The sequence below is a fragment of the Acidovorax sp. Leaf78 genome (genome assembly GCF_001422735.1).
GTDB lineage: Bacteria > Pseudomonadota > Gammaproteobacteria > Burkholderiales > Burkholderiaceae_C > Acidovorax.
Window position 1 is genome coordinate 13,091 of the sequence record NZ_LMLZ01000010.1, and the last position, 19,707, is coordinate 32,797.

Genomic DNA, 19,707 nt, shown 5'->3' on the forward strand with positions numbered 1-19,707 from the left:
GGCTTCCGCCGAGCGCACTAGTAAGGCAAGATTCCCGGCAGCAGCGGCCGGGCCAGTTGCTGGCACCACCACTTGAGCGCCTCGCCGCGGTGCTCGGGCTTCCAGGCCAGCCAGAAGGTCTCATCAGCGCGGGGCTCCTCCACCGGCACCTCCACCAGGATGCCGTTTTCCAGCTCCACCCGCACGCAGGCGCGCGGCACGAAGCCGTGGCCCAGCCCGGCGGCCTGGCAGGCGATCTTGGCCTGCATCGACGGCACGGTGATGCGCCGCTGGCCCGACAGCAGGCCCACCGTGCGGTCCGACAGCGTGCGCGCCCCGTCGCCCACCACCACGGCCGTGTGCTCCAGCAGGTCGCTGCGCGTGAGCGGCCGGCCCAGGCGCGCCAGCGGGTGCGACGCGGTCACGCAGAACACGAAGTCCAGGCTCCCCACCGCCACGGCCTTGTAGCCGCCGCCGGCGGGGCCTTCGCCCGCCGCCACGATGATGTCGGCGCGCCCGTCGCGCAGCGCCTCCCAGGTGCCCGTCAGCGCCTCGCAGCCGATGCGCAGGCGCGTGCCGCAGTCCAGGCCCTCAAAGGCCGCGATGTCGTCGTTGAACGCGCTGGTGGGTATCAGCGAGTCGTGCACCAGCCGCAGCTCGGACTCGAACCCGGTGGCGATCTGCCGCAGGCGCGATTCGAGCTGCCGCGCCGAGGCCAGCAGCCAGCGGCCCTCCTTGAGCAGCTCGTGCCCCGCGGGCGTGAGCGCCACGCGCGGCCCGTTGCGGGTGAACAGGGCCAGGCCCAGCTGCTCTTCGAGCTTGCCCACGGCATAGGAAATGGTGGACGGCACCTTGTGCAGCCGCTCCGAGGCGCCCGCGAACGAGCCGTAGCGGGCAATCGCATCCACCAGTTCGATGGCTTCGAGGGAGAGTTTCAGCATGGCAACAGGCCCGGAATTTCAATCATCGAAATTATCGATGATGGATGGCCAAACATTTCAACCTGATGCCCTGCCATGCGCCGGATACTTCATCCATCGCAGCACTGATGCCCAATGAAATACAGCAGATTTCAAACCGGACTCCCAGTGTGAAATTCATCGACAGACATCGAAAGGAAGACACCATGCTCGACATCCGCAAGGCCCAACACCGCGGCAACGCCAACCACGGCTGGCTCCATTCGCGCCACACCTTCTCGTTCGGCCACTACCACGACGCCAATCAGCAAGGCTTCTCCGACCTGCTGGTCATCAACGACGACCGCGTGGCTCCCGGCAAGGGCTTCGGCACCCACCCGCACCGCGACATGGAAATCTTCTCGTACGTGCTGGAAGGCGCGCTGGAGCACAAGGACTCCATGGGCACCGGCTCGGTCATCCGCCCCGGCGACGTGCAGATGATGAGCGCCGGCACCGGCGTGCGCCACAGCGAGTTCAACCACTCGGGCGAAGAGCCCGTGCACTTCCTGCAGATCTGGATCGTGCCCGGTGCCCGCGGCGCCGCACCCCGCTACCAGCAGGTGCACTTCAGCGAGGCCGACAAGCGCGGCCGCCTGCGCCAGATCATCTCGCCCGAAGGGGCCGACGGATCGCTGGCCGCGCACCAGGACGCCCGGGTCTATGCCGGCTTGTTCGACGGCAGCGAAGAAGCGGCCGATCTGGACGTGGGCCCGGGCCGCAACGTGTATGTGCACGTGGCCCGGGGCAGCCTGGAGGTGAACGGCGAGCGGCTGTCCGAAGGCGACGGCGCCCGCATCCGCGACGCCGGGGCCCTGCGCTTTGCCCACGGCGAAGGCGCCGAGGTGCTGGTGTTCGACCTGCGGCCCAACGAGCTGCCCACGATGCCGCACTGAGCGGATGGGGCGCCCTGAGGAGCGGGCGGGTGGGCGATGCCGCCCATCCCTTGCGCCCCGGCCCGCCGCATTGCCTTGACTCGTTTTTTTTGTTTGTTCTTCTTCTCGACGTACTTCATCTTCAATTCCAGGGAGCTCACCATGACCCACGCCAACACGACAACGACCACGACTGCCAGCGCCAACGCCGCCCGCCCCGTCGCCTACGCCAAGCCCGGCGCCACGCTGCTGAACGCGGGCGACCACACCCTGGTCATGATCGACTTCCAGTCACAGATGGCCTTTGCCACGCACTCCATCGACGCGATCACGCTGCGCTCCAACGCCGGCCTGGTGGCCAGTGCAGCCGCCGGGTTTGGCGTGGACACCATCCTCACCACGGTGGCTGAGAAGAGCTTCAGCGGCCCCATGTTCGAAGAAGTGACCGCACCGTTCCCCGGCCAGGCGCTGCTGGACCGCACCTCCATGAACACCTGGGAGGACGAGGCCGTGATCGCCCGTGTCAACGCCATCGGCAAGCCGCGCATCGTGCTGGCCGGCCTGTGGACCAGCGTGTGCATCGTGGGCCCGGCGCTGTCGGCGTTGGACCAGGGCTTCGAGGTGTATGTGATCGCCGACGCCAGCGGCGACATCTCGGCCGAAGCCCACAACCGCGCCATGGAGCGCATGGTGCAGGCCGGCGCGCGGCCCATCACGGCATTGCAGTACCTGCTGGAGCTGCAGCGCGACTGGGCACGGGGCGAGACGTACGACATGACGACGGGCATCGCCAAGAAGTTCGGCGGGGGCTATGGCCTGGGCATCACCTACGCCAAGACCATGTTCAACGCCCACGAAGGTTAAAAAGGGCGCATCAACCTACTGCGCGGCCGGATCCCGCACCTGTGGTCCTCACCGTACGAGAGTACGGTTGCGGTCCTCGGCGCAGGCTTCGGCCGCTCGCTACGGCTGCTGCACCCTTTTTGCGCTCTGCCATTGCTGAAAGTTCGAAGCCAGAAGACCATGACACAACCTGCCCAAACCCCCGACCTCATCCTGCGCAACGGGCGCTTCACCACGCTGGACCGCGCCAATCCCACGGCCAGTGCGGTCGCCATTGCGCTAGGGCGCTTCACCAAGGTGGGTGATGACCGCGAGGTGATGGCGCTGGCCGGTGCGGGCACGCGGGTCATCGACCTGGGTGGGCGCAGCGTGCTGCCGGGGCTCATCGACAACCACCTGCACATCATCCGCGGCGGCCTCAACTTCAACATGGAGCTGCGGTGGGACGGGGTGCGCAGCCTGGCCGATGCCATGGCCATGCTCAAAGCCCAGGTAGCGGTGACGCCCGCGCCGCAGTGGGTGCGCGTGGTGGGCGGCTTCACCGAACACCAGTTTGCGGAAAAGCGCCTGCCCACGCTGGCCGAGCTGAACGCCGTGGCGCCGGACACGCCCGTGTTCATCCTGCATTTGTACGACCGCGCATTGCTCAACGGCGCCGCGCTGCGCGCCGTGGGCTACGGCAAGGACACGCCCGCGCCGCCCGGCGGCGAGATCGTGCGCGACAGCGCGGGCAACCCCACGGGCCTGCTGCTGGCCAAGCCCAATGCGGCCATCCTGTATGCCACGCTGGCCAAGGGCCCCAAGCTGCCGCACGACTACCAGGTCAACTCCACGCGCCACTTCATGCGCGAGCTCAACCGCCTGGGCGTGACCGGCGCCATCGACGCAGGCGGCGGCATGCAGAACTACCCGGATGACTACGACGTGATCCAGGAGCTGGCCGATGCTGATCAGCTCACCATCCGCCTGGCCTACAACCTGTTCACGCAAAAGCCCCAGCATGAGAAGGAAGACTTCCTGAACTGGACAGCCACCTCGCAGTACAAGCAGGGCACGGACTACTTTCGCCACAACGGCGCGGGCGAGATGCTGGTGTTTTCCGCCGCCGACTTCGAGGACTTCCGCCAGCCCCAGCCCGAGCTCGCGCCCGGCATGGAAGGCGAGCTGGAAGAGGTGGTGCGCATCCTCGCGCAGAACCGCTGGCCCTGGCGCATGCACGCCACCTACGACGAGACCATCGAGCGCGCGCTCAACGTGTTCGAGAAGGTCAACCAGGACACGCCGCTGGCCGGCCTGAACTGGTTCTTCGACCACGCCGAGACCATCTCGGAAAAGTCCATCGACCGCATCGCCGCCCTGGGCGGCGGCGTGGCCGTGCAGCACCGCATGGCCTACCAGGGCGAGTACTTCGTCGAGCGCTACGGCGCCGCGGCGGCCGAGGCCACGCCCCCGGTCAAACGCATGCTGGAGAAAGGCGTCCACGTGTCCGCCGGCACCGACGCCACCCGCGTGGCCAGCTACAACCCCTGGGTGTCGCTGTCCTGGCTCGTGACCGGCAAGACGGTGGGCGGCCTGCAGCTCACGCCGCAGCGCAACTGCCTCACCCGCGACCAGGCCCTGCGCATGTGGACCGAGAACGTCACCTGGTTCAGCAACGAGCAGGGCAAGAAGGGCCGCATCGAGGCAGGCCAGCTGGCCGACCTCGTCGTGCCCGACCGCGACTTCTTTGCCTGCCCCGAGTCCGACATCGCCGACACCACGGCCCTGCTGACTGTGGTGGGCGGCAAGGTGGTCTATGGCGTGGGCGACTTCGCGCGCTTCGACGACGCGGCCCCGCCGCCCGCCATGCCCGACTGGTCACCCGTGCGCACCTTCGGCGGCTACGGCGCCTGGGGCGCCTGGGGCGCCCAGGGAGGGCCGGACGGCGCGCCACTGCAGGCCGTGCTGCGCAACGCGGCCGCGAACTGCGGTTGCGCCAGCAACTGCAACCTGCACGGCCATGCCCACGCCACGGCCTGGAGCAGCAAGCTGCCGGTGTCCGACTTGCAGGGCTTTTGGGGTGCGCTCGGCTGCGCCTGCTGGGCGGTGTGACGGTGCAGCACGCATTGCAAACCGCCGCCACCGCGCCCTGGGTGCAGACGCTGGCGCTGCTGTGCCTGTGCGCCGCGTACCTGCAGGGCGGCATCGGCAAGGCCCGCGACTTTGCCGGTGCCGTGGCCGAGGTGCGCTCGCTCGGCCTGGCGCCCGCCGCGCCCATCGCAGCCGCCACGCTGGTGCTGCAGCTCTCGGCCTCGGCGCTCATCCTGTCGGGCTGGTACCGCTGGCTCGGGGCGCTGGCCCTGGCGGGCTTTACCGTGCTCGCCGCCTTGCTGGCAGACCGCTTCTGGGCCGCGCCGCCCGCCGATCGGCAGCGCAGCGCCAACGCATTTTTTGAACACTGGGGCCTGGTGGGCGGCATGCTGCTCGTCGCCTGGCACGACCTCGGAGGCCACCATGCCGGATAACCAACACGATCGTCACCACCACCACACCCCTGCTGCGCCCGCGCCGGCATCGGCTGCTCCGGCGGCTTCCGGCAGCTTCGCGCCGCTGGCCATCCCCGTCTTCGCGGTGCTCTGGGCCGCCACCGTGCTGGGCAACATCGGCAGCTTCATGCGCGACGTCGCCAGCGCCTGGATGGTGACCGAACTCTCGTCCAGCCCCACCGCGGTCGCGTTGATCCAGACTGCCGCCACGCTGCCCGTCTTTCTGCTCGCCATCCCTGCGGGCGTGCTGTCCGACATCCTGGACCGCCGCCGCTTCCTCATCGGCGTGCAGGTGCTGCTGGCGGCCGTCAGCGGCACGCTGCTCATCCTGGCCAACACCCACATGCTGACGGTGGAGTGGCTGGTGGCGCTGACCTTCGTGGGCGGCATCGGTGCCGCGCTCATGGGCCCCACGTGGCAGTCCATCGTGCCCGAACTGGTGCCGCGCAGCGAGCTCAAGAGCGCCGTGGCGCTCAACTCGCTGGGCATCAACATCGCACGCGCCATCGGCCCCGCGGCGGGTGGCCTGCTGCTGGCGAGCTTCGGCGCGGCGATGGCCTACGGCCTGGACGTGCTGAGCTATGTGTTCGTGATCGCCGCGCTGCTGTGGTGGAAGCGCCCCAAGGCCGAGGCTTCGGGCCTGAACGAGCAGTTCTTCGGCGCCTTCCGCGCCGGCGTGCGCTACGCCCGCGCCAGCCGCGAGCTGCATGTGGTGCTGCTGCGCGCGGCCGTGTTCTTCCTGTTCTCCAGCTCCGTCTGGGCGCTGCTGCCGCTGGTGGCGCGCCGCATGCTGGGCGGCTCGGCAGGCTTCTACGGCGTGATGCTGGGCGCCGTGGGCGCAGGCGCCATCCTGGGCGCCGTGCTGCTCCCCCGCTTGCGCAAACGGCTCGACACCGACGGCCTGGTGCTGCTGGCATCCCTGCTCACCGCCGCCGTGATGGGCGTGCTGACCGTGGCCCCGCCCCAGTGGGCCGCCGTGGCGCTGATGCTGGTGCTGGGCCTGGGCTGGATCATCGCGCTGACCACCCTCAACGGCGTGGCCCAGGCCGTGCTGCCCAACTGGGTGCGGGGCCGCGGCCTGGCCATCTACCTCATGGTCTTCAACGGCGCGATGGCCGCTGGCAGCCTGGGCTGGGGCCTCATCGCAGGGCAGGCCGGTTTGCCGGTCACGCTGCTGATGGGCGCGGCCGGGCTGGTCGTGGCGTCGCTCATCTTTCACCGCGTGAAGCTGCCCACCGGCGAGGCCGACCTGCAGCCATCGAACCACTGGCCCGAGCCCCTGCTGGCCGAGCCCGTGGCGCACGACCGGGGCCCGGTGATGGTGCAGATCGAATACCGCATCGCCAAGCCCGACCTGCCCGCCTTCCTGCAGGCCATGCAGCGCCTGTCCCAGGAACGCCGCCGCGACGGCGCCTACGCCTGGGGCGTGGCCGAACACACGGGCGAGCCGGGCCGCGTGATCGAGTGGTTCCTGGTCGAGTCCTGGGCCGAGCATTTGCGCCAGCACCACCGCGTGTCCAAGGCCGATGCGGACCTGCAGGCGGAGGCTTTGCGGTTTCACCAGGGAGCGGAGCGGCCCGTGGTGCATCACTTTTTGGCGCTGGGGGCTGAGGATGCCGAAGCTGAAGCAGGCAATGGCGATGCCCGTAAAGCCCCAGGGTCATGACTCTCTGGTTAGCGTCGACTGGTTGCGCGCGCGGAGGGCTCGCTGGGTTGCTGACAGAACGCTCATAATTCCCCGTCCATCAGCCTTGAGAGCCCCCTTGCTTCCACAACACCTGCCCGGCCTGAACCAGCGCACCCCCTGGCTGTCGCTGCGGCCAGGGGGGCGCACAGCCCCTGAAGTATTGGCTCGACGCCTAGCCTTCGTCAGCCGCAAGCCTGCCGGAGAGGACGCCCTATGACGGCTCTGCAAGCACCATCCGACCTGTTGACCCGCATTCGCCAGATCTGGGAGTCTGCGCGCACGCAGGCGGCCCGCTCGGTCAACACGGCACATGTGTGTGCCAACTGGCTGATCGGCCAGCAGATCGTCGAGGCCGAGCAGGGCGGCGCCAAGCGTGCAGAGTATGGCAAGGCATTGCTCAAAGCGTTGTCATCGCAATTGACGGCGGACTATGGGGACGGGTTTTCCGTCAGCGCGCTGCAGTACATGCGCAGTTTCTTCCTGACTTATCCCGACCTGCTGGCAAAACAACACGCACTGCGTGTTGTTTTGGATGTGGGACAGATTCAACACGCAGTGCGTGGTGAATTGGGTGCGGATACTGATGGCGATTGGCGGCCCGGAGCGTTGCACCCGGGCTTGTCATGGACGCACTACCGCACGCTGCAGAAAGAGGGGCGCCGCGCAGTGCGTGACTTCTATGAAATCGAGGCGGTGAACAACGGCTGGTCTGCCCGCCAGCTGGAGCGGCAGATGCATTCTTTCTTGTTCGAGCGGCTGGCCAAGAGCCGCGACAAGAAAGGCCTTCTCGCTCTGGTCAACGAAGGACAGGTGCTGGCCCGGCCTCACGATGCCATCAAAGACCCCTATGTGCTGGAGTTTTTGAATTTGCCGGAATCGCACCGCTTGGTGGAGTCGCGCATCGAAGAAGCCTTGATCAACCAGCTGCAATCCTTCCTGCTGGAGCTGGGTAGCGGCTTTGCTTTCGTGGGGCGGCAGCGCAGACTGACGCTGGACGGAGACCATTTCTACCCCGACCTGGTGTTCTATCACGTCAAGCTCAAGTGCTATGTCGTGATCGACTTGAAAGTGGGCAAACTCACCCATGGCGACTTGGGCCAGATGCAGCTGTATGTGCACTATTACGACCGCGAGGTCACCGGCCCGGGTGACAACCCCACGATCGGGCTGCTGTTGTGCAGCGAAAAGAACGACGCGGTGGTGCGCTACGTGCTCGGTGACCAGAGCGAGCAGATATTTGCGAGTCGCTACCAGTTCGCCCTGCCCAGCGAGGACGCCTTGCGCGCAGAAATTCAGCGCGAGCTCGAACAGTGGGAGCAAGCGGCTCCCAAAGCGACGCGCAAAGCGAGTGTGCCCCGTACGTCGAGCCAGCCAGCAGATGCAGGTGAAGCCGTCAAGCGAGCAAAACCCGCCAAGGCAACCAAGGCGGAGGTCAAGCCCAAGGTACCGGTCAAACCGGTGAAGGTTGCAAAGCCCCGCACGAAAACCCCAGCGTCAAAAAGCCGGCTTCAGTGATTCGGGGCGGGTCTGGCGCTTCTACGCAGCCGGTGCCCAGATCTGCTGCATCCGCCGGCTGCATTGTCGGAGCACTCAGGAAGACACCGCCGGTTCAGCGCAAGCCTCCACCTCCACCAAGCAGTCATAAAACGTCGGCGCCCGCCCCAGGTCCGTCAGCGCCTGGCTCGTCACCTCGTTCACGTTCGTCCCGTCGAGCCCCAGCTTGCGCCACCAGATGCCCAGGCCGTTGACCACGCCGGGGCGTGCGCGGCGCGAGACGGTGGCGTGGCACTGGTAGCTGCCGCGGTCGTTGAACACGCGCACCACGGCGTCGTTGCCGATGCCGCGGGCTTCGGCGTCGTCGGGGTGGATCTCCAGGATCGGGCGGCCTTCGATGTTGCGCAGGCTCGTCACGTTTACGAAGGTGGAGTTCAAGAAGTTGCGCGCGGGCGGCGAAATCATGGCCAGCGGGTAGCGTGCGTCGGTGCCCTGCAGCTCGTAGTTGGGCAGGTGGTCGGGCAGGCCGTCCAGGCCCTGGGCTGCCAGGCGGGCGCTGTAGAACTCGCACTTGCCTGACGGTGACGGGAAGTTGCCTTCGGCAAACAGCGCATCGGGAATGGCCACCGTGGCAAAGCCCTGGGATTCGAGCAGCGCGTAGTCCACCGCATCGCCGAAGGCCTGGCGGCACAGTGCCTCGTCGGTGTCGGCAAAGCAGGGGTCGGCAAAGCCCATGCGCGCGGCCAGGTCGCGGAAGATCTGGGCGTTGCTGCGGGCTTCGCCCAGCGGCGCAATCGCGGGGCGGTTGAGCACCACGTCGGTGTGGCCGTAGGACAGGTGCACGTCCCAGTGTTCGAGCTGCGTGGTGGCGGGCAGGATGTAGTCCGCGTAGTCGGCGGTGTCGGTCTGGAAGTGCTCCAGCACCACGGTGAAAAGGTCTTCGCGCGCAAAGCCGCGCACTACCTTGCCCGAGTCCGGGGCCACGGCCACGGGGTTGCTGTTGTAGACCACCACGGCCTCGACCTTCGGGCCGAAGGCGGGCGATGCCTCGCGCAGCAGGTCGTCGCCGATGGTCGTCATGTTGATGGTGCGCGGCACGCGCCCTGCGGCCGCCTGGGGCATCAGGTCGGGCCGCTGCAGCACCGCGCGCTGCGCCGGGAACTGGCCGGAGCTCGACAGCAGCAAGCCGCCGGCGCGGTGGCGCCACGCGCCGGTGAGGGCGGGCAGGCAGGCCACGGCGCGCACGGCATTGCCGCCGCCGCGCACGCGCTGCATGCCGTAGTTCAGGCGGATGGCGGCGGGCTTGGTGGTGCCGTAGTCCTGGGCCAGCTGGCGGATCTGCTCGACCGGAATGCCGCAGACTTCGGCGGCGCGCTCGGGCGGCCACTGTAGGGCGCGTTCGCGCAGCGGGTCCCAGCCCAGCGTGTGGCGCGCGATGTAGTCGTGGTCGAGCCAGTCGTGGGCGATCAGCTCGTGCATCAGTGCCAGGGCCAGCGCGGCGTCGGTGCCCGGGCGCAGGGCGATGTGCTCGTGGCACTTGTCGGCCGTCTCGCTCTTGCGCGGGTCGATGCACACCAGCTTGGCACCATTCCTCTTGGCCTGCTGCGCGTAGCGCCAAAAATGCAGGTTGCTGCCGATGGAGTTGCTGCCCCAGATCAGGATGAGCTGCGATTCGGCGAAGAACTCCACCTTCATGCCCACCTTGCCGCCCAGGGTCTGCGTCAGCGCCTCAGCGCCCGCCGATGCGCAGATGGTGCGGTCCAGCAGCGATGCGCCCAACTGGTGGAAGAAGCGCCGGTCCATGCTCTCGCCCTGCACCATGCCCATGGTGCCGGCGTAGCTGTAGGGCAACACGGCTTCGGGATCGCGCGCGGCGATGGACTGCAGGCGCTGCGCGATGTCGGCCAGGGCCTCGTCCCAGCCGACGGGTGCGAACTGGCCGCTGCCCTTGGGGCCCGTGCGCTTGAGCGGCGTGAGCACGCGCTCGGGGTGGTAGCTGCGTTCGGTGTACTTGCTCACCTTGGCGCAGAGCACGCCGTCGGTGTGCGGGTGGTCGGGGTTGCCCTGCACGCGGGTGGCCACGCCGTTGTCGTCCACGGTGGTGATCAGGGCGCAGGTATCCGGGCAGTCGTGCGGGCAGGCACCGCGCACCTGGATCGGGCCAGAAGGGAGGGAAATGGCGGCAGAAGGCGTGGACATGGGTGGGGCGATCGTTAAACTTCGTAGGAAGCGGCGTGCATATCGAACCAATATCCAACAAAAAGCCCGCCGCTTCACCGCAGACTGCCGGGGACCTGTGTGCAGGTTCTTGCCGGCAGCGCCGAGGTGTCAACCTCGTTGTGTTGACAGGAAGAGGGATTTCACCATGAAGCCAAAGGCATTGGGGCGCAGACAGTTTTCCATCGGTCTGGGCGCGGTCGCGCTCGGCGGTTTCCACACCGCGCAGGCCCAGGGCGAAGCCCGCATCGTACTGGGTCAGTCGGCCGCATTCACCGGCCCGGCCGCGCAGTTGGGCGTGCAGTTCAACCAGGGCGCCAAGCTCTTTTTCGACCAGTTCAATGCCCAGGGTGGGGTGGGCAAGCGGCTGGTCGAGATTCGCACGCTGGACGACGGCTATGAGCCCGAGCGCTGCGCGGAGAACACGAAGAAGTTCATCGCCGACGACGTGTTCGCGCTGTTCGGCTACATCGGCACGCCCACCAGCCTGGCCGCGCTGCCGCTGTTCACGCAGGCCAGGCTGCCGTTCTTCGGCCCGTTCACCGGGGCCGAGGCGCTGCGCCAGCCGTTCAACCGGCTCATCTTCCATGTGCGCGCCTCGTACTACGACGAGACCGCGCTCATCGTGCGCCAGCTCACCAACCTGGGCCTCAAGAAGATCGCGGTGTTTTACCAGAACGATGCCTACGGCAAGGCGGGGCTCGACGGCGTGACGAAGGCGCTGGCTGATCTGAAGCTGGCACCCGTCGCCACGGCCACGGTGGAGCGCAACTCGGTGGAGGTCAAAGCCGCCACCGACAAGCTCATGGCCGCCAAGCCCGACGCCGTGGTGCAGATCGCAGCCTATGCGGGCAGCGCGGCCTTCGTGCGCTCGGCGCGCAAGGCGGGGTTCGGCGGCACGTTCTACAACGTGTCGTTCGTGGGCACGCAGGCCCTGGCCGACGAGCTGGGCAAGGACGGCGCGGGCGTGGTCGTCTCGCAGGTCGTGCCTTCGCCCTACCAGCCCTCGCGCCAGATCACGCGCGAGTTTCTGGAAGCGATCAAGAAGGGCGGCGACAAGGTGCAGGCCAACTACTCCAGCATGGAGGGCTACCTGGCGGCCCGCGTGTTCGCCGAGGGCCTGCGCCAAGCCCAGGCCGGCGGCAAGATCACGCGCGAGAGCTTCATCACCGGCACCGAGGCCATCGGCAGCCAGGCGATCTCGGGCTTTCCGGTGGCCTTCAGCGCCACCAGCCATGCGGCGTCGAAGTTCGTGGAGATGTCGATGCTGACCGGTGACGGGCGTGTGAGGACTTGAGCTTGGATGGACGCGTGGGTTCGCGTCCCATCATTCAATACCCACTACCGTTCGGGCTGAGCTTGTCGAAGCCTTGCGCGGCGCTTCGACAGGCTCAGCGTGAACGGTTGTGTATTTTTGAAAGTAAGGCTTCACGGGATTTGACTAGTCGATCGACGTAGTGCGTGCCAGCCCCTGCATGAACGCCTCGCACCGGCCCAGCTGTTCGAGGCTCACGTACTCGTCGGGCTGGTGCGCCTGCTGGATGCTGCCGGGGCCGCAGACCACGGTGGAGATGCCAGCGTTCTTGAACAGGCCGGCCTCGGTGCCGAAGGCCACCAGGGTGGTGCTCTTCTCGCCCGACAAGGTCTGCGCCAGGCGTGTGACGGGGTCGTCCTTGCTGCCCAGAAAACTCGGGATCTCGCAGATGGTTTCAAACGAGAAGCCGGCTGCGGGCGCCACCTGTTTCATGCGCGGCTCCAGCGATTTCGCATACGCCACCACCTCGGACTGCATCTGCGCGGCGTTGGCCGTGGGCAGGTCGCGGAATTCGTAGCGGAACTCGGCGTCGCGCGGCACCACGTTGTCGGCGATGCCGCCGTGGAACTGCCCCACGCTGGTGGTCGAGAACGGCACGTCGAAGCCTTCGAAGCGGGGCTCTTCGCGCTCGAATCCTTCACCCATGTCGCGCAGGCGGCTGACCACGCGGGCCGCCATCTCGATGGCGTTGACCGAGTGGGGCGTGAGCGATGAGTGCGCCTCCTTGCCGCGCACGCAGCACTTGTAGCGGTACACGCCTTTGTGCGCGATGGCCGGCACCATGCTGGTGGGCTCGCCCACGATGCAGGCCAGGGGCTTGATGCTGGCGTCGCGCAGGTCGGCGATCAGCTCTTTGACGCCAAAGCAGCCGATCTCTTCCTCGTAGCTGAAGGCCAGGTGCACGGCAAAGGGCGCGTTGCTGTTCAGAAACTGCTCGGCCTGCGACACGGCGATGCCGATGAAGGCCTTCATGTCCGCGCTGCCGCGGCCGTACAGGCTCGGGCCTTCGGGGCCGTCTTTGACGATTGCGCTCAGCGGGTCCATGGTCCAGTCCTGGCCGTCCCATGGCACGGTGTCGGTGTGGCCCGACAGGATGATGCCGGCCGGTTTGCCCTCGCCCAGCGTGGCGAACAGGTTGGCCTTGGTCTTGTCGTCGTTGAAGGTCAGGCGGCTCTTCACACCCAGCTTGGCGAGATAGTCGCGGATGAAGTGGATCAGCTCCAAGTTGGAGTTGTGGCTGACGGTGTTCATGCGCACCAGGGTTTGCGCAAGTTCGAGGGCGTGGGGCGAAATCATGGTGTGGACTGGTGATAAACCCGGGTTGGCACGTGGCTTGCTGTCGGGCTAGACTGTGAGATCGTAAGGATACATATCATGAACGTAATTGATTCCATCGTCACGCAGGCGGCCAGCATTGCCGCGGTGCGCAAGGACATTCACGCGCATCCCGAGCTGTGCTTCGAAGAGGTGCGCACCGCTGACGTGGTGGCCCAAAAGCTCACCGAATGGGGGATTCCGATCCACCGCGGCCTGGGCAAGACGGGCGTGGTGGGCATCGTCAAGGGCCGCGACGGCGGCGCCAGCGGCCGGGCCATCGGCCTGCGTGCCGACATGGACGCCCTGCCCATGCAGGAGTTCAACACCTTCGCCCACGCCAGCAAGCACCAGGGCAAGATGCACGCCTGCGGCCACGACGGCCACGTGGCCATGCTGCTGGCCGCGGCGCAGCACTTTGCCAAGCACCGCAATTTCGACGGCACCGTGTACCTGATCTTCCAGCCCGCGGAAGAGGGCGGCGGTGGTGCCCGCGTGATGATCGAGGACGGCCTGTTCGAGCAGTTCCCCATGCAGGCCGTGTACGGCATGCACAACTGGCCCGGCATGCCGGTGGGCACGTTTGCCGTGAGCCCCGGTCCGGTGATGGCGTCGACCAGCGAATTCAAGATCGTGATCCGCGGCAAGGGCGGCCATGCAGCGCTGCCGCACACCGGCATCGACCCGGTGCCGATCGCCTGCCAGATGGTGCAGACCTTCCAGACCATCATCAGCCGCAACAAGAAGCCGGTGGATGCGGGCGTGATCTCGGTCACCATGATCAACGCGGGCGAGGCCACCAACGTGGTGCCCGACAGCGTCGAGCTGCAGGGCACCGTGCGCACCTTCACCGTCGAGGTGCTGGAGCTGATCGAAAAGCGCATGCGCCAGATCGCCGAACACACCTGCGCGGCGCACGACGCCACCTGCGAATTCGCGTTCGTGCGCAACTACCCGCCCACCGTCAACTCGCCCGCCGAGGCCGAGTTCGCGCGCAAGGTCATGACCGAGATCGTCGGCGCTGAACATGTGCTGCCCCAGGAGCCCACCATGGGCGCCGAAGACTTTGCCTACATGTTGCAGGCCAAGCCCGGCGCGTACTGCTTCATCGCCAATGGCGACGGCGCGCACCGGGAGATGGGCCATGGCGGCGGCCCCTGCATGCTGCACAACCCGAGCTACGACTTCAACGACGACCTGATCCCGCTGGGCGCCACCTACTGGGTCAAGCTGGCCGAGCAGTGGCTGGCCCAGCCCACGGCGACGGCCTGAACGCCACCGCTCCGCCGCCGCTGATTTCTCGTTCTGCCTTGAAACCCTGGGCGCCCCGTGTGCCCCGGGTTTTCTTTTGTCCCCTCCCCCCCGACCCCTGAAAGCCCCGCCCATGATCGGCATCCCCAGCGCCTTTTCCTCCAGCTACGCAGAGGCCCGCACCAAGTTTCTGGAGGGCGCCGCCGCAGCCGGCCTGCCCATCGAATCCCATGCCCACCCGCTCAAGGGCCGTGATGGCGAAGACCTGGCCATGGACGTGGTGCGCGATGGCCCGGCCGATGCCAAGAAGCTGCTCATCGTGAGCAGCGCCTGCCACGGCGTGGAGGGCTACTGCGGCAGCGGCGTGCAGGTGTTCGCGCTGCACGACCAAGAGTGGCGCGACAAGGCACGCGCCGCCGGCGTGGCCACGCTGTACATCCATGCGCTCAACCCCTACGGCTTCTCGCACGTGCGCCGCTTCACGCACGAGAACGTGGACCTGAACCGCAACTTCCAGGACTTCTCCCAGCCTCTGCCGGTGAACAAGGCCTACCGCGAGGTGCAGCCCCTGCTGCTGCCCGAGCAGTGGCCGCCCTCGGCCGAGAATGCCGCCGCGCGCCAGCAGTACATCGACACGCACGGCGAAGCCGCCTGGCAGGCCGCCATCTCGCAGGGCCAGCACGAGTTTCCGCAGGGCGTGTTCTTCGGCGGCACCGAGCCCACCTGGAGCAACCGCACGCTGCGCCAGGTGCTGCGCCAGCACGGCGCCAACGCATCGCGCATCGCCTGGATCGACCTGCACACGGGCCTGGGCCCCAGCGGCCATGGCGAGCGCATCTACGCCGGCAAGGACGATGCCGACTCCGTGGCGCGCGCCCGGGCCTGGTGGGACGGCGGCGGCGCCACGCCGGTCACGTCCATCTACGACGGCTCCTCGACGTCGGCTTTCCTCACCGGGCTGATGTGGAACTCCGTGTACGACGAGTGCCCCCATGCGGAAACCACGGGCATCGCGATGGAATACGGCACCGTGCCGGTGCTGGAGGTGATGGACGCGATCCGCGCCGAGCAGTGGCTCAACCTGCACCCCGAGGCACCGGCCGAGCAGCATGCGCAGATCAAGGCGCAGATGCTGGCCGCGTTCTACACCGACACCGATGTGTGGAAGGGCCAGATCGTGAGCCAGGCGCGCCAGTCGATGTTCCAGGCGGTCGACGGCCTGGCCCGGTAGTTGGGTTTCATCGGCCTCCAGCGCTTGCCTGGCAAGCGCAAGGCGCTACAAAAAACATAGTCATTTTGGGGCTTGAGGCCCTGTGCGCCGTGGCGCAGGGCGGTGCGGGTGCACGCTCTGGGCGGGCCGGGGGCGCTGGCGTCGTGCGCGCGGCGGCTACCATCGCGCCAAACCCAGGAGACCGCGCCATGGCCTTTGCCCCTACCTCGCTGCGCGCGGCGCAGCGCCCGCTCCGATGAGCGTTCCGGCCCCCCAGCCCGGCGCAGGCCCGCACCCCGATGCCGTGCGGGCGCTCAGCCGCAGCCTGCTCGCGCTGGGGCAGCTGGCGCGGCACACGCAACCCCAGGACATGCTGCACCAGGCCCTGCAGACGCTGCAGGCGCTGGTGCCGTTCGACTCGGCCTGGTGGGGCGAAATGTCGGCAGGCGATGTGCACACCAGCCCCCGCAACTGGCTGCATGGCAGCATGGGCCTGAGCCAGAGCTTTGCGCAGGAATGGAATGAACTGTCTGCGGTGGACGAGTTCGCGCGCCAGTCCATGAGCCGGCTCGGCGTGGTGATCCGCGAACGCGACGTGACCGGCGACATCGCCGAACACGCCGAGGTGCTGGCGTTCAGCGAGCGCCATGGCCTGTACCACTGCATGGCGCTCACGGCCGAGCTGCCGCACAGCGGCCTGCTGTTCTTCGTCTCGGTGTACCGCCCGCAGACCCGCACCGAATTCACCGATCAGGAGACCGTGCTGTTCGGCGAGTTTGTCGTGCACCTGCTGCAGCACTGGCACCACCGGCTGCAGGCGCTGCAAAGCGATTCGCCCAGCCGCCCGTGGGACAGCTTTGCGCTCGCAGGGCCTTCGGGCGATCTGCTGTTCGCGGGGCTGCGCATCAGCCTGGCGCTGGGCGAGGCCCACCCCGGCTGGGCCGGCACGCGGCTGCCGACGGCGGTGGTGCAAGGCCTCGCGCGCGCGCCGTGCACCGTGGCCGTGGGCAAGGCCTGCCGCCTGCGGATGGAGCCCTGCGGTTCGCTGGTGGCCATCAGCATCGCATCGCGCCACCCGAAGTCGCCGCTGGCGCCGCGCGAACTGAGCGCGGCCATGCTCTATGCGCAGGGGCGCTCGCACAAGGACATCGCCGCCACGCTCGGGCTCACGCCCGCCACCGTGCGCACGTACCTGCGCACCGCCTATGCGGCGCTGGGGGTGAGCAACAAGCTGGAGCTGGTGGCGGCGCTGCGCACCGCCTGAGGGCGTTCAGCACACGTGGTACCTCGGTCTTCCTGCCGGGTGTTGGTGGCCGTGCGGGTCGATCCCGGCGCTCGGTAGTTTCCCGGGCCCTCTGCATTTGCAGAGGCTGCAGCAGCGCCTTCTTTTCCTATCGTCCGCACCGGAGCCGCAAGGGCTGCGGTGGCGGTGCTGCCGCGCACAGCCCTTGCGGCTCCTGAAGAAACATCATCACAGGAGACGCATCCCATGTTCCCGAGCACATCCCGCGCCACCGAGGCGCACCGCCGCAGCATCCCCGGCCCTGCACACGCAGGGCGATGGGCCGCCCGAACCCTGGGCGCCAGCGCGGCCCTGGCGCTGGCGGCCTGCGGCGGTGGCGGCAGCGACGCCCCACCCCTGGCCGCCAAGCCCCTGGCCGAAGCCTGCGCCGCCTACACCTCGGCCGCGCTGCCCCATGGTGCCAAGGTCACCCGCACCGAGCTGCGCAAGGCCGACAGCACGCTGCCCGACGCCTGCATCGTGCGCGGCGAGATCGTCTCGTCGCCCGAGTCCACCATCAACTGGGCGGTGGAGCTGCCCACGCTCGCGCAGTGGAACGGCAAGACGCTGACCATCGGCGGCGGGGGCTTCGACGGGTTCATCCCCACCGACGACCCGTGGTACCAGCAACTCGTGGGGCCGTCCGCCCACGCCTACGTGAAGATCAGCTCCGACTCGGGCCACCAGATTCGCGGCTTCGCCTGGGGCAAGAGCGATGTCGCGCTGCGCAACCATGCGTTCGACGCGAACCATTTCGTGCTCGAGGTCGGCACGGCGATCGCCACCGAGTTCTATGGCAAGCGCCCCGCGCGGCGCTACCACATGGGCCATTCCAACGGCGGGCGCTCCGGCCTCATCGCCACGCAGAAGTACCCCAAGGACTACGACGGCGTGGTGGCCATGGAGCCCGCCATCAGCCAGCAGGCGCACCAGGTCAACCTGGGCCCCACGGTGCTGCGGCACATCTTCAAGAGCCGCGACAACTGGCTCAGCCCCGCCAAGATCGCGCTCTACGCCAAGGCCGAAACCGCAGCGTGCGACGGCCTGGACGGCCTGAAGGACGGCATCATCGGCAACGTCGAGGCCTGCAGCTATGTGCCCACCGACCTGCTGTGCAAGGGGGCCGACAGCGACACCTGCCTGACGGCCGGGCAGATCGAATCGATCCGCCTCATCTACAGCGACCACAAGACGCCCGTGACCCTGTCGCGCGGTGCGGTGGGCTATCCGCGCTACGGCCGGGGCGGGGCGTCCACCTCGGACTGGCAGTCGTACATGTTCGGCACCAGCTTCGACGCACCCGATTCGTTCAACCACATGGCCGTGACGGAAGCCGCGCGGCTGGTGGAGGGCAACCCCAACGCCAACATCCTGACGCACGACCCCACGCAGTACCAGGCGCAGTACGCGCGGCTGGCCGGGATGATCGATGGCACGGACCCCGACATCTCCGCCTTTGCCGACAACGGCGGCAAGCTGCTGATCTGGTATGGCCTGGGCGACACCTGCGTGTCGGTGTACCGCACGGCGGACTACTTCGAGTCGGTCAAGCAGCGCCTGGGCGCCAGCAAGGTGCAGGGCTTTGCGCGCATGGTCACCTCGCCCTCCAACGGGCATGACCTGGACGGCACGGGCACCGAGCCGCGCTCCATCGACCTGCTGGCGGCCATGGATGCCTGGGTGGAAAAGAGCACGGCGCCCGACAAGCTGGTGGCCACCAAGTTCGCACCGGGCACCAGCACCCCCGTGGCGCAGCGCCCGGTGTGCGAGTACCCGAAATTCCCGCGCTACAACGGCACGGGCGACCCGGCCAAGGTCGAGAGCTTCACCTGCTCTGCGACGTAGGCACTGCAGTGCGGGCCAGTTCGATGAAGGCCCGCACGTAGTCAATGGCGGTGTCCGTCTCGCGTGCCCCGAGGAAGATCTGCTTGGCGATGCCGCGCGCGCCCAGCCGGACAGGCACCACATCCATCTTGGCCGCGTACTCTTGCACCAGCCAGCGCGGCAGGGCGGCCACCCCCCGGCCGCTGGCCACCATCTGCAGCATGATGTCGGTGGTCTCGATGGCCTTGTGGCGCTTGGGCGTGACACCGGCCGGTAGCAGGAACTGGCTGTAGATGTCCAGGCGCTCGATGTCGACGGGGTAGCTGATGAGCACTTCCTGTGTCAATTGCTGGGGCTTCACATAGGCCGCCGAAGCCAGGGCATGGCCCTTGGCCACGACGAGCACCTGCTCGTAGTCGAACACGGGTTCGAACTTCAGCCCTGGCTTGAACAACGGGTCGGGCGTGACCAGCAGGTCGATCTCGAAGCCGAAGAGCGCGCCGATCCCGCCGAACTGAAACTTCTGCTTGACGTCCACGTCCACGTCGGGCCATGCGGCCAGATAAGGGGACACCACCTTGAGCAGCCACTGGTAGCAAGGGTGGCATTCCATGCCGATGCGCAGCGCACCGCGTTCGCCCTGTGCAAACTGGCCCAGGCGCTCTTCGGCCAGGTCCAGCTGCGGCAGCACGCGGTTGGCCACTGCCAGCAGGTACTGGCCGGCCTGCGTGAGGCGCAGGCTTCGACCTTCGCGCAACCACACGTCGGTGCCCAGTTGCTGCTCCAGCTTCTTCATGCTGTGGCTCAGGGCCGACTGGGTGAGGTTCAACACGCCCGCCGCGGCCGTCAACGACCCTTGCTTCTCAACCTGCTGAACGATGTTGAGGTGAATGCGTTCGAGCATTTTAATGAACCGTGTTCATGGGTTGATG

At 67.6% G+C, this 19,707-nt stretch carries 15 protein-coding genes; 11 read left to right on the forward strand and 4 right to left on the reverse strand.

What is annotated here, in order from left to right; all coding sequences use genetic code 11:
• Window positions 1–17: 17 nt before the first annotated feature.
• Window positions 18–920 carry a LysR family transcriptional regulator gene (locus tag ASF16_RS08025; protein ID WP_056165107.1) on the reverse strand — a complete coding sequence of 301 codons (903 nt, stop codon included), beginning with the start codon at window positions 918–920 and terminating at the stop codon, window positions 18–20.
• A 185-nt stretch (window positions 921–1,105) separates the two neighbouring features.
• On the opposite strand from ASF16_RS08025, the gene ASF16_RS08030 reads away from it, so the two are divergent.
• The 6 genes from ASF16_RS08030 to ASF16_RS08055 all read left to right on the forward strand — a co-directional run bounded on the left by ASF16_RS08030 (window position 1,106) and on the right by ASF16_RS08055 (window position 8,383).
• The gene (locus ASF16_RS08030) at window positions 1,106–1,834 is read left to right on the forward strand and encodes a pirin family protein (protein ID WP_056165109.1); all 729 of its coding nucleotides are present in this window, start codon (window positions 1,106–1,108) and stop codon (window positions 1,832–1,834) included.
• A 141-nt stretch (window positions 1,835–1,975) separates the two neighbouring features.
• Window positions 1,976–2,677, forward strand: a complete 702-nt coding sequence (locus ASF16_RS08035) for a hydrolase (RefSeq protein ID WP_056165177.1) — start codon at window positions 1,976–1,978, stop codon at window positions 2,675–2,677.
• Between the two features lie 159 nt (window positions 2,678–2,836).
• Window positions 2,837–4,747, forward strand: coding sequence for an amidohydrolase (locus tag ASF16_RS08040; protein WP_056165111.1), 1,911 nt, complete (start codon window positions 2,837–2,839; stop codon window positions 4,745–4,747).
• A complete protein-coding gene (locus tag ASF16_RS08045; RefSeq protein ID WP_369817128.1) occupies window positions 4,744–5,160 on the forward strand; it encodes a DoxX family protein in 417 nt (138 codons plus the stop codon). Before ASF16_RS08040 ends, ASF16_RS08045 begins: the two co-directional genes overlap by 4 nt.
• The gene (locus ASF16_RS08050) at window positions 5,150–6,847 is read left to right on the forward strand and encodes an MFS transporter (protein WP_235507298.1); all 1,698 of its coding nucleotides are present in this window, start codon (window positions 5,150–5,152) and stop codon (window positions 6,845–6,847) included. Before ASF16_RS08045 ends, ASF16_RS08050 begins: the two co-directional genes overlap by 11 nt.
• A 234-nt stretch (window positions 6,848–7,081) precedes the next feature.
• The gene (locus ASF16_RS08055) at window positions 7,082–8,383 is read left to right on the forward strand and encodes a YhcG family protein (RefSeq protein WP_082516804.1); all 1,302 of its coding nucleotides are present in this window, start codon (window positions 7,082–7,084) and stop codon (window positions 8,381–8,383) included.
• Window positions 8,384–8,458: 75 nt separating this feature from the next.
• On the opposite strand, the gene ASF16_RS08060 is transcribed toward ASF16_RS08055, so the two are convergent.
• On the reverse strand, window positions 8,459–10,561 hold the full coding sequence (locus ASF16_RS08060; protein WP_056165113.1) for a molybdopterin-dependent oxidoreductase: 2,103 nt from the start codon (window positions 10,559–10,561) through the stop codon (window positions 8,459–8,461).
• 166 nt (window positions 10,562–10,727) lie between these two features.
• On the opposite strand from ASF16_RS08060, the gene ASF16_RS08065 reads away from it, so the two are divergent.
• Window positions 10,728–11,876, forward strand: a complete 1,149-nt coding sequence (locus tag ASF16_RS08065) for an ABC transporter substrate-binding protein (protein ID WP_056165115.1) — start codon at window positions 10,728–10,730, stop codon at window positions 11,874–11,876.
• A 144-nt stretch (window positions 11,877–12,020) separates the two neighbouring features.
• On the opposite strand, the gene argE is transcribed toward ASF16_RS08065, so the two are convergent.
• On the reverse strand, window positions 12,021–13,190 hold the full coding sequence (argE, locus tag ASF16_RS08070) for an acetylornithine deacetylase (RefSeq protein ID WP_056165122.1): 1,170 nt from the start codon (window positions 13,188–13,190) through the stop codon (window positions 12,021–12,023).
• A 78-nt stretch (window positions 13,191–13,268) separates the two neighbouring features.
• Between argE and ASF16_RS08075 the strand changes: the two genes are divergently transcribed.
• The 4 genes from ASF16_RS08075 (at window position 13,269) to ASF16_RS08090 (ending at window position 18,796) form a co-directional block, all read left to right on the forward strand.
• Window positions 13,269–14,480, forward strand: a complete 1,212-nt coding sequence (locus tag ASF16_RS08075) for a M20 aminoacylase family protein (RefSeq protein WP_056165124.1) — start codon at window positions 13,269–13,271, stop codon at window positions 14,478–14,480.
• 112 nt (window positions 14,481–14,592) lie between these two features.
• Entirely contained in the window at window positions 14,593–15,690 is a 1,098-nt protein-coding gene (locus ASF16_RS08080; RefSeq protein WP_056165126.1) for a M14 family metallopeptidase, read from the forward strand.
• A gap of 235 nt (window positions 15,691–15,925) precedes the next feature.
• Window positions 15,926–16,933 carry a helix-turn-helix transcriptional regulator gene (locus tag ASF16_RS08085; RefSeq protein WP_056165128.1) on the forward strand — a complete coding sequence of 336 codons (1,008 nt, stop codon included), beginning with the start codon at window positions 15,926–15,928 and terminating at the stop codon, window positions 16,931–16,933.
• 225 nt (window positions 16,934–17,158) lie between these two features.
• Window positions 17,159–18,796 (forward strand): tannase/feruloyl esterase family alpha/beta hydrolase, encoded by a 1,638-nt coding sequence (locus ASF16_RS08090; RefSeq protein ID WP_235507299.1) that lies wholly within the window; start codon window positions 17,159–17,161, stop codon window positions 18,794–18,796.
• On the opposite strand, the gene ASF16_RS08095 is transcribed toward ASF16_RS08090, so the two are convergent.
• Window positions 18,777–19,679, reverse strand: a complete 903-nt coding sequence (locus tag ASF16_RS08095) for a LysR family transcriptional regulator (protein WP_056165132.1) — start codon at window positions 19,677–19,679, stop codon at window positions 18,777–18,779. The genes ASF16_RS08090 and ASF16_RS08095 overlap by 20 nt on opposite strands.
• Window positions 19,680–19,707 lie beyond the last annotated feature (28 nt).

What these genes read in the sequence shown, in the direction of transcription:
- ASF16_RS08065 (WP_056165115.1), top strand. Translation starts at nt 10,728, where the DNA reads ATGAAGCCAAAGGCATTGGGGCGCAGACAGTTTTCCATCGGTCTGGGC.
- argE (WP_056165122.1), bottom strand. Translation starts at nt 13,190, where the DNA reads ATGATTTCGCCCCACGCCCTCGAACTTGCGCAAACCCTGGTGCGCATG.
- ASF16_RS08035 (WP_056165177.1), top strand. Translation starts at nt 1,976, where the DNA reads ATGACCCACGCCAACACGACAACGACCACGACTGCCAGCGCCAACGCC.
- ASF16_RS08030 (WP_056165109.1), top strand. Translation starts at nt 1,106, where the DNA reads ATGCTCGACATCCGCAAGGCCCAACACCGCGGCAACGCCAACCACGGC.
- ASF16_RS08050 (WP_235507298.1), top strand. Translation starts at nt 5,150, where the DNA reads ATGCCGGATAACCAACACGATCGTCACCACCACCACACCCCTGCTGCG.
- ASF16_RS08080 (WP_056165126.1), top strand. Translation starts at nt 14,593, where the DNA reads ATGATCGGCATCCCCAGCGCCTTTTCCTCCAGCTACGCAGAGGCCCGC.
- ASF16_RS08095 (WP_056165132.1), bottom strand. Translation starts at nt 19,679, where the DNA reads ATGCTCGAACGCATTCACCTCAACATCGTTCAGCAGGTTGAGAAGCAA.
- ASF16_RS08055 (WP_082516804.1), top strand. Translation starts at nt 7,082, where the DNA reads ATGACGGCTCTGCAAGCACCATCCGACCTGTTGACCCGCATTCGCCAG.
- ASF16_RS08025 (WP_056165107.1), bottom strand. Translation starts at nt 920, where the DNA reads ATGCTGAAACTCTCCCTCGAAGCCATCGAACTGGTGGATGCGATTGCC.
- ASF16_RS08060 (WP_056165113.1), bottom strand. Translation starts at nt 10,561, where the DNA reads ATGTCCACGCCTTCTGCCGCCATTTCCCTCCCTTCTGGCCCGATCCAG.
- ASF16_RS08085 (WP_056165128.1), top strand. Translation starts at nt 15,926, where the DNA reads ATGAGCGTTCCGGCCCCCCAGCCCGGCGCAGGCCCGCACCCCGATGCC.
- ASF16_RS08040 (WP_056165111.1), top strand. Translation starts at nt 2,837, where the DNA reads ATGACACAACCTGCCCAAACCCCCGACCTCATCCTGCGCAACGGGCGC.
- ASF16_RS08090 (WP_235507299.1), top strand. Translation starts at nt 17,159, where the DNA reads ATGTTCCCGAGCACATCCCGCGCCACCGAGGCGCACCGCCGCAGCATC.
- ASF16_RS08075 (WP_056165124.1), top strand. Translation starts at nt 13,269, where the DNA reads ATGAACGTAATTGATTCCATCGTCACGCAGGCGGCCAGCATTGCCGCG.